Raw genomic sequence first — 11,928 nt, 5'->3', positions numbered from 1 at the left:
ATGTGACGAGCGCTGTAGGTACCTCGGGAACGGCAATCACGTCGCGCGTTCATTCGCTGAACAGACCGAACATGGTCAGTGTCGGCACCATCGTGTGGCTTTCCAGTGAACTCATGTTCTTTGCTGGACTCTTCGCGATGTATTTCACCGCGCGCGCGCAAGCCGGTGGCAACTGGCCGCCCGAGCCGACCGAACTCAATTTGGCCCTTGCTGTTCCGGTGACGCTGGTTCTGATCGCGTCATCCTTCACCTGCCAGATGGGCGTGTTCGCCGCCGAGCGCGGCGACGTGTTCGGCCTGCGCCGGTGGTATGTGATCACGTTCCTGATGGGCTTGTTCTTCGTGCTCGGCCAGGGATATGAGTACATCCACCTGGTCGAGGAGGGCACCACCATCCCGAGCAGTGCCTACGGATCGGTCTTCTATCTGGCGACCGGTTTCCACGGCCTGCACGTGATCGGCGGACTTGTTGCGTTCATCTTGCTGCTGGCCCGCACCAAGATGAGTAAGTTCACGCCCGCGCAGGCCACCGCGGCGATCGTCGTCTCGTACTACTGGCACTTCGTCGACATCGTCTGGATTGCGCTGTTCGCCACCATCTACTTTGTCCGATGATCGGCGGGCCGATGATCGACTCGATGAGAAGGGGTTCGATGACCAGCAAGTCGCGCCGACGACTGCGCCGACGGCTCTCAGCAGGTCTACTGCTGTTGGTCGGCCTGTCAGTCGCAGGTGGTGTTGCGGCCACGCTGACACCCACACCGCAGGTCGCAGTCGCCGACGAATCGCAGTCGGCACTGCTGCGCACGGGTAAGCAACTGTTCGAGACGTCGTGCGTTTCGTGCCACGGCGCCAACCTGCAGGGTGTGCCCGATCGCGGGCCCAGCCTGATCGGTACCGGCGAGGCCGCCGTGTACTTCCAGGTTTCGACCGGTCGTATGCCCGCGATGCGCGGTGAGGCTCAGGCACCGTCCAAGCCCGAGCACTTCGACGAGAACCAGATCGACGCGCTCGGCGCGTTCGTTCAGGCCAACGGCGGCGGCCCGACGGTGATCCGCGACGAGAACGGCGCCGTGGCGCAGGAGTCGCTCATCGGGTCCGACGTGGCCCGTGGTGCCGACCTGTTCCGGCTGAACTGCGCGTCCTGCCACAACTTCACCGGTAAGGGCGGCGCGCTGTCCTCCGGCAAGTACGCGCCGGACCTCGGTGAGACCAAGCCGGCCCAGATCTACACCGCGATGCAGACCGGGCCGCAGAACATGCCCAAGTTCTCCGACCGGCAGCTGTCGCCGGAAGAGAAGCGCGACATCGTCGCCTACGTCCGTGAGTCGGCTGAGACGCCCAGCTACGGCGGCTACGGCCTCGGCGGCTTCGGGCCTGCTCCCGAGGGCATGGCGATGTGGATTATCGGAATGGTCGCCGCTATCGGCGTGGCAATGTGGATCGGGGCACGAGCATGACCGACAACACACCGAAGATTCCCAGCGATGACGAGCTGGCTTCGATGTCGCGTGAGGATCTCGTTGAGCTCGGCGGCAAGATCGACGGCGTCGAGACCATCTTCAAGGAGCCGCGCTGGCCGGTCCCCGGCACCAAGGCCGAGAAGCGCACCGAGCGGCTGGTCGCGTACTGGCTTCTGCTCGGCGGGCTTTCGGGCCTGGCGCTGCTGCTGATCTTCCTGTTCTGGCCGTGGGAGTACCAGCCTTTCGGCTCGGAGGGTGAGTTCCTCTACTCGCTGGCCACCCCGCTGTACGGCCTCACGTTCGGCCTGTCGATCCTGTCGATCGGCATCGGCGCGGTGCTGTTCCAGAAGAAGTTCATCCCCGAGGAGATCTCGGTCCAGGACCGCCATGACGGGCGCTCCCCCGAGCTGCACCGCAAGACCATCGCGGCCAACCTGACCGACGCTCTCGAAGGCTCGACCGTCAAGCGCCGCAAGCTGATCGGCTTGTCGCTGGGCATCGGCCTCGGCGCGTTCGGCGCCGGCACCCTGGTGGCCTTCATCGGCGGGTTGATCAAGAACCCGTGGAAGCCCGTGGTGCCCACCGCGGAAGGCAAGAAGGCCGTGTTGTGGACCTCGGGGTGGACTCCCCGGTTCCACGGCGAGACGATCTACCTGGCCCGCGCGACCGGACGGCCCGGCTCGTCGCCGTTCGTGAAGATGCGGCCCGAGGATCTCGACGCCGGTGGCATGGAAACCGTCTTCCCCTGGCGGGAGTCCGACGGCGACGGCACGACCGTCGAGTCCGAGCATCACCTGACCGAGATCTCGATGGGTGTCCGCAACCCGGTCATGTTGATCCGCATCAAGCCCGCCGACATGCCCCGCGTGGTCAAGCGGAAGGGCCAGGAGAGCTTCAACTTCGGCGAGCTGTTCGCCTACACGAAGGTCTGCTCGCACCTGGGCTGCCCCTCGTCGCTGTACGAGCAGCAGACCTACCGCATCCTTTGCCCGTGCCACCAGTCGCAGTTCGACGCGTTGCACTTCGCAAAGCCCGTATTCGGTCCGGCTGCGCGCGCGTTGGCGCAGCTGCCCATCACCATCGATAAAGACGGCTACCTGGTCGCCAACGGCGACTTCGTGGAGCCCGTCGGACCGGCATTCTGGGAGCGCAAATCATGAGCCCTGACCTTGCCAAGATGGCAGCCGCCCAAGGCGATGCGATCGATTCCCGCTACCACCCCTCGGCGGCGGTGCGTCGACAGCTGAACAAGGTGTTCCCCACCCACTGGTCCTTCCTGCTGGGTGAGATCGCGCTGTACAGCTTCATCGTGCTGCTGATCACCGGTGTCTGGCTGACGCTGTTCTTCGATCCGTCGATGGCACACGTCACCTACGACGGCGTGTACCAACCGCTTCGCGGTGTGCAGATGTCGCGGGCCTACGAGTCCGCACTCGACATCAGCTTCGAGGTGCGCGGCGGTCTGTTCGTCCGCCAGATCCACCACTGGGCCGCACTGATGTTCGCCGCGTCGATCATGGTGCACATGGCGCGCATCTTCTTCACCGGTGCGTTCCGCCGCCCGCGTGAGGCCAACTGGGTGATCGGCTCGCTGCTGCTGATCCTGGCGATGTTCGAGGGTTACTTCGGCTACTCGCTGCCCGACGACCTGCTGTCCGGTATCGGTCTGCGCGCGGCGCTGTCCTCGATCACCCTGGGCATGCCGATCATCGGAACCTGGCTGCACTGGGCACTGTTCGGCGGGGACTTCCCCGGCGAGATCCTGATCCCGCGCCTGTACGCACTGCACATCCTGCTGATCCCGGGCATCATCCTGGCCCTCATCGGCGCGCACATGGCGCTGGTGTGGTTCCAGAAGCACACCCAGTTCCCCGGCCCCGGCCGCACCGAGCACAACGTGGTCGGCGTGCGCGTCATGCCGGTGTTCGCGGTGAAGTCCGGTGCGTTCTTCGCGATGATCACCGGTGTGCTCGGCCTCATGGGCGGCCTGCTGACCATCAACCCGATCTGGAATCTGGGTCCCTACAAGCCGTCTCAGATCTCGGCGGGTAGCCAGCCGGACTTCTACATGATGTGGACCGAGGGCCTGGCGCGTATCTGGCCGGCCTGGGAGTTCTACCCGTTCGGCCACACCATCCCCGCGGTGGTCTGGGTCGCGTTGATCATGGGCGGCGTCTTCGGCCTGCTGATCGCCTACCCCTTCATCGAGAAGAAGGTGACCGGCGACGACGCACACCACAACCTGCTGCAGCGTCCGCGCGACGTGCCGGTGCGTACCGCGATCGGCGCCATGGCGATCGCGTTCTACATGGTGCTGACCCTGGCCGCGATGAACGACATCATCGCGCTGAAGTTCCACATCTCGCTGAACGCGACCACGTGGATCGGCCGCATCGGCATGGTGGTGCTCCCCGGCATCGTGTACTTCATCGCTTACCGGTGGGCAATCTCCTTGCAGCGCAGCGACCGTGCGGTGCTGGAGCACGGCATCGAGACCGGCATCATCAAGCGCCTGCCGCACGGTGCCTACGTCGAGCTGCACCAGCCGCTGGGACCGGTGGACGATCACGGCCACCCGATCCCGCTGGAGTACCAGGGTGCTGCCCTGCCGAAGCGGATGAACAAGCTCGGTTCGGGTGGCGCACCCGGCACCGGCAGCTTCCTGTTCGCCGATCCGGCGGTCGAGCACGATGCGCTCACCGAGGCTGCACACGCCTCCGAGCACAAGGCCCTGACCGCTCTCCGCGAGCAGCAGGAGCGAAACGGCAACGGGGAGACCAACGGTCACCACTGACCCACTCCCCTACCCCAAACAATCGCCGCAGCCTCTTGTGAAGAGGTTGCGGCGATTGTTTTATGTGGAGCCGGGCTACGGCCAGGTGCCCTTGGGTCCTGACCGCGGCGCAGGCCCGGCCGGCGGGTAGGTCGTCTGCAACGCCGATCCCGGCACCGGGGTGTTCTGCAGGGCACCGAGACACAGGCCCAGACGCCCGGGCAGACACGGGATGTTGCCCGACCCACCCAGGCTGTTGCTCGGGCTGTTCTCCGACCAGCAGATGCCCGTGGTCGGATCCAGTGTGCTTCCTCCCGGACACGGAGCCGATGTCGCCGCCGGCGCCGAGGCGAGGACCGCGGAGGCCAGCATGGTGCTGCACAACGTCGCCAGCAGGAGCTCGGATGCCCTGGTTCGGATCAACATGTCATCTCCGCTACGGGGTGATCTTGGTCTGCTCGTCGATGATCTTGGCTGCGTCGATCACCACGTCTTTCTGCCCTTCTGGCGCATCAGCATTGAGCTGCAGCACGAACAGCGCGTCGTTGCCGGGGATCACGACGGTCTTCTGGGCGATCACCCGCGCTTCACCGTTGTGGGTGTACGTGCCGGCCGACCGGACCGCGTCGAAGCCACCCAGCGTGGACTTCTCGGGGTCCATGACCGACTTGTAGTCCGGCAGGTTCTTCGACATCCCAGGGGCGTACTCCAGGATCTCGGCCGCCTCCACGTTGCCGGTCAACTTCGACGCGATGGCGATGATGGCCGGTGGATCGGCGGGATCCGCCGGCTGGTCGTAGACGATGGCGCCGTAGGCCCAGGCGGGTGTCTTGTCTCCCGCGCTACTCCAGCCCGGCGGGAAGGGGAAGTCGAAGTCCGGCGTGCCGGGCTCGTTCGGCTTGAACGGCGTCTCGGCGATCTTGTTCTCGGTGATGTAGTCGTTGATCGTCTTGTTCGGCCCGGCGATGTTGGGCCGCTCCGCCGCGGCGCTCGTGGTCGTCGCCGCCGAAGTCGTGGACTCGGTCTTCGTTTCGGTCCCACAACCGACGAGCGAAACGCCCACGCCGACCGCTACCAAGCCCGCCAACAGCTTCCTCATGCGCGGCCTCGCCTTCCGTGTCGTTGGCCCATGTCCGCACTTGGACATCGAGACTACGCATCGGACTACGCGGTTCGCAGCAAAACCCGCAAGGCGCTCCGGCCTCGGATGAGTTCAGGAAGGCAACGCGTCGAGCTGACGCAGCGCGACGATCAGCAGCGCGACGAGGCCCGCGGTGACGACACCGGCCAGGCCGTACAGGCACCAGGCCGCCACATTGCTCCCGGTGGCCATGAGATAGGTGGCCAGCCCGATGGCGGCAGTCCCCAGGCCGATGGCGCAGACCACCGCCAGGGTGAATCGGAGCCACACCGTGTCGATGGCGGTGGCCGCACCGTTGCCCGCGCTGTAACGGCTCATCGTGGCCGGCGCGGCGCGGTAGCTGCCGCCGATCGGCCGTGGCGACCTGGCCGGCGGCTGGGGGCGGCGTCCGGGCTGGCGGTTGTCTGCCTGGGCTCTGGCCCGCAGCAGCAACGGCACCGCCCCGGCGATCACCACGACCGACAGTCCGATCACGGTGTAGAGCACCCACGGAGTGTCGGCGCTCTCTGCGCCTTGCGGATGACTACGGCCCAGATCCACCAGGGCGACGACGGCGGCCACTCCGGCCCCCAGCGCGGCGAGCCATACCGCGGCACATGCGCCCAGCAAAACCCGGTCGGTGTTGTCGAGTTCGCTGATCGGCCCGGACATCAGCAGGCAGTCTGTGCGGAGTTGTTGGCATTGGACGACAGCACGGTTCCGTCGCTGGCCGTGATCGAGCAGTTCAGCCTGCTGACCAGGAACAGACTGGACGCCTCGACCGATCCCACGTCCGAGTTGGAGATCGGCGTCATCGTGAAGGTCCACGGGATGTACACATTGCGCAGGGTGCGCCGGTTTCCGTTCCCGTCGACGTAGGTGATCGTGATGATGTCACCCGGCGCCTTGGTGCCCGTCACCGAATAAGTGACCTGACGGGGGCCCGCATGCGTCGTGGTGGTGGTCGGCGGTGCCGTCGTGGTCGGAGCCGGCGCCGGCGCCTCGCTGGTCGGTGCGGGCGCGGGCGGCGGCGGCTCGGTGACCGTCACGGTCTCCGGGGGTGGCGGAGGCGGCAGCTCCTCCGACGTCGAAGGGGGCGGAGGCGGCGGTGGCGGCGGAGTCGTCGTGGTGATCTCGTCCTGCACCGGCGGTGCCGACGTGGTGGTACTCGGCTGCGGGGTCGCCAGGTTGGTGGTGTCGTCGTCCCGGGTCACCAGGACCGCCACGGAAGCCACCAGGGCAATGGCCGCCACGATGGCCGTGACACCGACCACCCACGGCCAGCGCGGCGGCGGGGCGGTGTCGACGAGTTCGGTGGCCGGGTCGTAGTCGTCGTAGTCGTAGAGAGCCACGTCGGCAGGCACGTACGGTCCGCTGGTGAACTGCTCGGACTCCGGCGCGGAATACGCCTGCGAGTAGAACTCCGTCTCGCCGCCGTCCGCGTCGGCCCCGGCCACCTGAGTCGGTTCCTCGGGTGCAGAGTGTTTTCCGGGTTGATCCGGCAAATCAGAACCGGAGGCACCCGGTTCCGGGGGATTCGGCCCGCTCATCTACGCCTATCCTTCTCGACAACTTCACTGCCACGCGGAGCGGAACGAAACCGTTCGCTGGTGACAGTGCCCCGGCAACATTACCGAATGAGGTGATGCCGGCGAGTCCGGCGCTGCCGGTGGCGGATGAAGTAACGGCCCGATTGTGACCTTGTTCAAGGTCACAATCGGCACGTCCGAACGGGTCAGTGCTTCTCAGGACCCCAGTAGTACTCGAAGACCAGACCGCTGACCGCCATCAGCACGAAGCAGATACCTGCCACGATCAACCAGGGCAGCCAGAGGGCGGCACCCACGGCGGCGACGGAGAAGGACAGCGCGATCAGGATCGGCCACCAGCTGTGCGGCGAGTAAAAGCCCAGTTCGCCTGCGCCGTCGCTGATCTCGGCGTCTTCGTAGTCCTCGGGGCGGGTGTCGAGACGACGCGCCACGAAGCGGAAGAAGGTGCCGGTGATGAGGGTCAGTCCGGTGGTGAGGACGAGCGCGGTCGTACCGGCCCACTCGACGCCGCCGGTGGCGAACATCGCCGTCAGCACGCCGTACACCACCGCGGACAAGGCGAAGAACGCCGTGAGGATCTCGAACAGCCGAGCTTCAATATGCATTGCGTGTAGCCCCTACTTGCTCGCCTGCGGTGCCTGCTCACCGCGTCGGGTGTCGAACGGGTGCGTGGTGATGGCCAACGGCTCCTGGTTGATGGCCGCCAACGCCTCGGCATTGGTCTTGCCGGCATTGCGCTGGTCGATGTAGGCCTTGAAGTCATTGGGCTCGACGACCCGGACCTCGAAGTTCATCATCGAGTGGTAGGTGCCGCACATCTCGGTGCAACGGCCCACGAACGCGCCGGTCTGCTCGATCTTGCTGACCTGGAAGATGTGGTCCGAATGGTTGGCCACCGGGTCGGGCATCACGTCGCGCTTGAAGAGGAACTCCGGCACCCAGAATCCGTGGATCACGTCCGCGGAGTTGAGCTGGAACTCGATGCGCTTGCCCGCCGGGAGCACCAGCACCGGAATCTCGGTGGAGCTGCCCAGCGTCTCGATCTTGTCGAAGTTCAGGTAGGTGCGGTCCTCGGGGTTGAGGCCACGAACCGCGCCCACGCGCTCCTTGCCGTGCTCGTCCTTGCCCTCGGGCTTGGACACCATGGCATCCTTGCGCGCCGCGTCGACACCGTCGTAATCGAATGAGCCGTCGGCGTAGTCGATCTTCTGGTAGCCGAACTTCCAGTTCCACTGGAAGGCGGTCACGTCGATGACGACCTCAGGGTTGGGATCCTTGTGCAGCATCCGCTCCTGGACCACGACGGTGAAGTAGAACAGCACCGAGATGATGAGGAACGGGATGACCGTCAGCACCAGCTCCAGCGGCATGTTGTAGCCGAACTGGCGCGGCAGTTCGGTGTCGCCCTTCTTCTTCCGGTGGAACGCACTCGACCAGAAGATCAGCGCCCACACGATCGCGCCCACCACGAAGGACGCAATCACGGAGCCGATCCACAGCTCTCGGTTGAGTTTGCCCTCCGGAGTGATTCCGGTCGGCCAACCGAGCGCGAGTGCGTCCTGCCAGCTGCAGCCGCTCAGCAAGAGGGCTGAGCCACCCAGGACAATGGTCAACAACGCCGCTCGGGCCACCTTCTTAAGCCCGCGAGGTGTCACGTTGGCGCCTCCTAGATCGGTATTTCGCGACCGCGACCGGTCGTTGTTTTGCGAATACTACGCAGCGTAGACCACGCCGGTCCACGGGAGCGAAGCGACTCGGGAATGCGGTCGCCGACGGTGCGCGGCGACTGGCCCGGCGGTCCGGGTGGTGGTCTCGCGGACCCGCCGGATCAGACATACTGGCGCGGTGTGCGGACTGCTCGCCTTGGTAACTGCCCCTACCGAAACCGACTCCGAATCCAGCCGGGGTGAGGTCTCCCCCGAAACCGGATCGCGGCTGGTCGACGCGGTGGCAGGTGCGTCCCATCTGATGCGTCACCGGGGCCCCGACGAGCCCGGCACCTGGGCCGACACGACGGGCGACGGGCATGACGGCACCGTGGTCCTCGGTTTCAACCGGCTCTCGATCATCGACATCGCGCACAGCCACCAGCCGTTGCGGTGGGGTCCGGCCGACGCACCCGACCGCTATGTGCTGGTGTTCAACGGCGAGATCTACAACTACCTCGAACTCCGGGAGGCCCTTCGGGCCGAATTCGGTGCGGTATTTCACACCGATGGCGACGGCGAGGCCATCGTGGCGGCCTACCACTACTGGGGCACCGATGCGCTGAACCGCCTTCGCGGCATGTTCGCGTTCGCTTTGTGGGACACCGTCGAGCGCGAAATGTTCTGCGCCAGGGACCCGTTCGGGATCAAGCCGTTGTTCATGGCGACCGGGCCGGGCGGCACCGCGGTGGGCAGCGAGAAGAAATGCCTGCTCGATCTGGCCCAGGACGCCGATCTGGGGCTGGGTATCGACCTCGATCTCGACGACCGGGCGATACAGCACTACACGGTGCTGCAGTACGTTCCGGAACCCGAGACGCTGCACCGCGGCATCCGCCGGCTGGAGTCAGGCAGTTACGCCCGGTTCAAGCCGGGCGGCCACCCCGTGGTGACGCGCTACTTCGTTCCGAAGTTCAACGCGGTGCCGTTCGTCAAGGGCGCCGAACAATCGCGCTACGACGAGATCACCGCCGCACTCGAGGATTCGGTCGCCAAGCACATGCGCGCCGATGTCACGGTGGGCGCGTTCCTGTCCGGCGGCATCGACTCGACTGCGACCGCCGCGCTGGCCATGCGCCACAACCCCCGGCTGATCACCTTCACCACCGGTTTCGAACGTGAGGGCTTCTCCGAGGTGGACGTGGCGGTGGCCTCTGCCGAAGCCATCGGTGCCCGGCATGTCACCAAGGTGGTCAGCCAGGCCGAGTTCGTCGAAGCACTGCCGGAGATCGTCTGGTATCTGGACGAGCCGGTGGCCGACCCGGCGCTGGTGCCGCTGTTCTTCATCGCGCGCGAGGCGCGCAAGCACGTCAAGGTGGTGCTGTCGGGCGAGGGTGCCGACGAGTTGTTCGGCGGCTACACGATCTACCGGGAACCGTTGTCGCTGCGGCCGTTCGACTATCTGCCGCGGCCGGTGCGCAAGTCGCTGGGCAAGGCGTCGAAGCCGCTGCCGGAGGGCATGCGGGGCAAGAGCCTGCTGCACCGCGGTTCGCTGACGCTCGAAGAGCGCTACTACGGCAACGCCCGCAGCTTTTCCGATGAGCAGCTGCGCGCGGTTCTGCCGGGCTTCCGGCCGGAGTGGACGCACACCGATGTGACCGCCCCGGTGTATGCCGCGTCGCAGGGCTGGGATCCGGTGGCCCGGATGCAGCACATCGACCTGTTCACCTGGCTGCGCGGCGACATCCTGGTCAAGGCCGACAAGATCACCATGGCCAACTCGCTGGAACTGCGGGTGCCGTTCCTGGACCCCGAGGTGTTCGCGGTGGCCTCCCGGCTGCCGGTCGATCAGAAGATCACCCGGTCCACCACCAAGTACGCGCTGCGCCGCGCGCTGGAGCCGATCATTCCGGCTCACGTGCTGAACCGGCCGAAACTTGGCTTCCCGGTGCCGATCCGGCACTGGCTGCGCGCCGGTGAGCTGATGGACTGGGCGTACGCGACGACGGCGTCCTCAGGTGCCGGGCAGTACGTCGACCTGGCAGCGGTCCGCACGATGCTCGATGAGCACCGCAGCGGCGTCAGTGATCACAGCCGCCGGCTGTGGACTGTGCTGATCTTCATGTTGTGGCACGCCATCTTCGTCGAACACAGCGTGACCCCGCAGATCAAGGAACCGCACTACCCGGTGCAGCTCTAGGCCCGTTGTGGGCCCAGAGCCGGCACCTGGGTCTCAGGCCAGCGCCCGGCCGATCTCGGCGCCCGCCTCGGCGCCGTAGGCGTCGCTCAATCGCTGCACGGCCTCGGTGGCATCCCAGCTCCACTCCTGCGGACCGGTCGCCTCCAGGACCAGCACCGCGACCAGTGAGGCCAGCTGGGCGGAGCGCTCCAGGCTCAATCCGGCGCTGCGACCGGTGAGGAAACCCGCGCGGAAGGCGTCGCCGATGCCGGTCGGGTCGGCCTGATGCTTCTCGGGCACGACGTCGACATGCACGAACGTCCCGTCCGAGCTGACCAGGTCGACGCCCTTGGCGCCGAGCGTGGTGACGCGCAGGCCGATCTGGCTCATCACCTGGGCCTCGCTCCACCCCGACTTCTGCAGCAGCAGGTCCCACTCGTAGTCGTTGGTGAACAGGTAGGCGGCGCCGTTGATGAGCTTGCGGATCTCCTCGCCGGAGAGCCGGGCCAGCTGTTGGGACGGGTCGGCGGCGAAGGCCAGGCCGAGCTGGCGGCACTCCTCGGTGTGCAGGAACATCGCCTCGGGATCGTTGGCGCCGACGATCACCAGTTCCGGCTTACCCACCCGGGCCACGAGGTCGGCCAGGGAGATGTTGCGGGCCTCCGACATGGCGCCGGGGTAGAACGACGCGATCTGGGCCATGTCCTCGTCGGTGGTGCAGACGAAGCGCGCGGTGTAGGCGCTCTCGGAGATCAGCACGCTGCCGCAGTCGACGTTGGCGCCTTCGAGCCAGCTGCGGTACTCGGCGAAATCCTGACCCGCGGCACCGACCAGCGCGACGTCACCGCCGAGGGTCCCGATCGCGAAGGCCATGTTGCCGGCGACGCCACCGCGGTGGATCACCAGATCGTCGACCAGGAAGCTCAGCGACACCTTCTGCAGGTGGTCGGCCAGCAGTTGCTCGGAGAATTTGCCCGGGAACCGCATCAGGTGGTCGGTCGCGATGGATCCGGTAACTGCGATGGTCACGTGGTGTCACCCCTCATTTCGTTAAGTCGGCTACATAACAGTACCCGCGCGGCCCATCGGCGATCTGCGCGCACGGTCGCACTTCGCGCGTTGCGCTAACCTGCGTATAACCGTATTCCCGGTCACCGTAGACGGCTGACCAACATCCAGATCACGCGGGGAGCGCCAT

12 protein-coding genes are annotated in these 11,928 nt (G+C 66.2%); 5 read left to right on the top strand and 7 right to left on the bottom strand.

The annotated features are described in order from the left end of the window. Positions 1 to 2 precede the first annotated feature (2 nt). The 4 genes from ctaE to qcrB are packed head-to-tail and all read left to right on the top strand — an operon-like array spanning position 3 to position 4,256. Positions 3 to 614 (top strand): aa3-type cytochrome oxidase subunit III, encoded by a 612-nt coding sequence (gene ctaE / locus G6N57_RS18225; RefSeq protein WP_077741162.1) that lies wholly within the window; start codon positions 3 to 5, stop codon positions 612 to 614. A gap of 38 nt (positions 615 to 652) precedes the next feature. Further along, the gene (qcrC, locus tag G6N57_RS18220) at positions 653 to 1,459 is read left to right on the top strand and encodes a cytochrome bc1 complex diheme cytochrome c subunit (RefSeq protein ID WP_077742006.1); all 807 of its coding nucleotides are present in this window, start codon (positions 653 to 655) and stop codon (positions 1,457 to 1,459) included. After that, the gene (qcrA, locus tag G6N57_RS18215; RefSeq protein WP_036449438.1) at positions 1,456 to 2,622 is read left to right on the top strand and encodes a cytochrome bc1 complex Rieske iron-sulfur subunit; all 1,167 of its coding nucleotides are present in this window, start codon (positions 1,456 to 1,458) and stop codon (positions 2,620 to 2,622) included. The genes qcrC and qcrA overlap by 4 nt, the downstream gene beginning before the upstream one ends. Next, the gene (gene qcrB / locus G6N57_RS18210; protein ID WP_077741163.1) at positions 2,619 to 4,256 is read left to right on the top strand and encodes a cytochrome bc1 complex cytochrome b subunit; all 1,638 of its coding nucleotides are present in this window, start codon (positions 2,619 to 2,621) and stop codon (positions 4,254 to 4,256) included. Before qcrA ends, qcrB begins: the two co-directional genes overlap by 4 nt. 75 nt (positions 4,257 to 4,331) lie before the next feature. Here the strand turns inward: qcrB and G6N57_RS18205 are convergent, their stop codons facing one another. The 6 genes from G6N57_RS18205 to ctaC all read right to left on the bottom strand — a co-directional run bounded on the left by G6N57_RS18205 (position 4,332) and on the right by ctaC (position 8,560). Further along, the gene (locus tag G6N57_RS18205; protein WP_065511722.1) at positions 4,332 to 4,661 is read right to left on the bottom strand and encodes a hypothetical protein; all 330 of its coding nucleotides are present in this window, start codon (positions 4,659 to 4,661) and stop codon (positions 4,332 to 4,334) included. A gap of 10 nt (positions 4,662 to 4,671) precedes the next feature. Beyond that, entirely contained in the window at positions 4,672 to 5,334 is a 663-nt protein-coding gene (locus tag G6N57_RS18200; RefSeq protein WP_077741164.1) for an envelope biogenesis lipoprotein LpqN, read from the bottom strand. Between the two features lie 114 nt (positions 5,335 to 5,448). After that, positions 5,449 to 6,027 (bottom strand): DUF2561 family protein, encoded by a 579-nt coding sequence (locus tag G6N57_RS18195; protein ID WP_097925864.1) that lies wholly within the window; start codon positions 6,025 to 6,027, stop codon positions 5,449 to 5,451. Then, complete coding sequence (locus tag G6N57_RS18190; protein WP_077741166.1) at positions 6,027 to 6,905, bottom strand: MmpS family transport accessory protein; 879 nt, start codon at positions 6,903 to 6,905, stop codon at positions 6,027 to 6,029. The genes G6N57_RS18195 and G6N57_RS18190 overlap by 1 nt, the downstream gene beginning before the upstream one ends. A gap of 185 nt (positions 6,906 to 7,090) precedes the next feature. Further along, complete coding sequence (locus G6N57_RS18185) at positions 7,091 to 7,510, bottom strand: cytochrome c oxidase subunit 4 (protein ID WP_064884224.1); 420 nt, start codon at positions 7,508 to 7,510, stop codon at positions 7,091 to 7,093. 12 nt (positions 7,511 to 7,522) lie between these two features. Further along, on the bottom strand, positions 7,523 to 8,560 hold the full coding sequence (gene ctaC, locus G6N57_RS18180; RefSeq protein WP_077741167.1) for an aa3-type cytochrome oxidase subunit II: 1,038 nt from the start codon (positions 8,558 to 8,560) through the stop codon (positions 7,523 to 7,525). A gap of 190 nt (positions 8,561 to 8,750) precedes the next feature. On the opposite strand from ctaC, the gene asnB reads away from it, so the two are divergent. Continuing rightward, a complete protein-coding gene (asnB, locus tag G6N57_RS18175; RefSeq protein ID WP_077741168.1) occupies positions 8,751 to 10,751 on the top strand; it encodes an asparagine synthase (glutamine-hydrolyzing) in 2,001 nt (666 codons plus the stop codon). 33 nt (positions 10,752 to 10,784) lie between these two features. Here the strand turns inward: asnB and G6N57_RS18170 are convergent, their stop codons facing one another. Further along, positions 10,785 to 11,759 (bottom strand): carbohydrate kinase family protein, encoded by a 975-nt coding sequence (locus G6N57_RS18170; protein WP_077741169.1) that lies wholly within the window; start codon positions 11,757 to 11,759, stop codon positions 10,785 to 10,787. Between the last annotated feature and the right edge of the window lie 169 nt (positions 11,760 to 11,928).

Origin of the sequence: Mycolicibacterium boenickei, assembly GCF_010731295.1 — a bacterium.
Lineage (GTDB): Bacteria > Actinomycetota > Actinomycetes > Mycobacteriales > Mycobacteriaceae > Mycobacterium > Mycobacterium boenickei.
Note: the sequence above shows the minus strand (reverse complement) of the source record. Positions and strands in the feature narration are given on the sequence as shown.

Excerpts from the sequence above, each read along its gene's own strand:
- qcrC (WP_077742006.1), top strand. The coding sequence starts at position 653 with ATGACCAGCAAGTCGCGCCGACGACTGCGCCGACGGCTCTCAGCAGGT.
- qcrA (WP_036449438.1), top strand. The coding sequence starts at position 1,456 with ATGACCGACAACACACCGAAGATTCCCAGCGATGACGAGCTGGCTTCG.
- qcrB (WP_077741163.1), top strand. The coding sequence starts at position 2,619 with ATGAGCCCTGACCTTGCCAAGATGGCAGCCGCCCAAGGCGATGCGATC.
- G6N57_RS18205 (WP_065511722.1), bottom strand. The coding sequence starts at position 4,661 with ATGTTGATCCGAACCAGGGCATCCGAGCTCCTGCTGGCGACGTTGTGC.
- G6N57_RS18200 (WP_077741164.1), bottom strand. The coding sequence starts at position 5,334 with ATGAGGAAGCTGTTGGCGGGCTTGGTAGCGGTCGGCGTGGGCGTTTCG.
- G6N57_RS18195 (WP_097925864.1), bottom strand. The coding sequence starts at position 6,027 with ATGTCCGGGCCGATCAGCGAACTCGACAACACCGACCGGGTTTTGCTG.
- G6N57_RS18190 (WP_077741166.1), bottom strand. The coding sequence starts at position 6,905 with ATGAGCGGGCCGAATCCCCCGGAACCGGGTGCCTCCGGTTCTGATTTG.
- G6N57_RS18185 (WP_064884224.1), bottom strand. The coding sequence starts at position 7,510 with ATGCATATTGAAGCTCGGCTGTTCGAGATCCTCACGGCGTTCTTCGCC.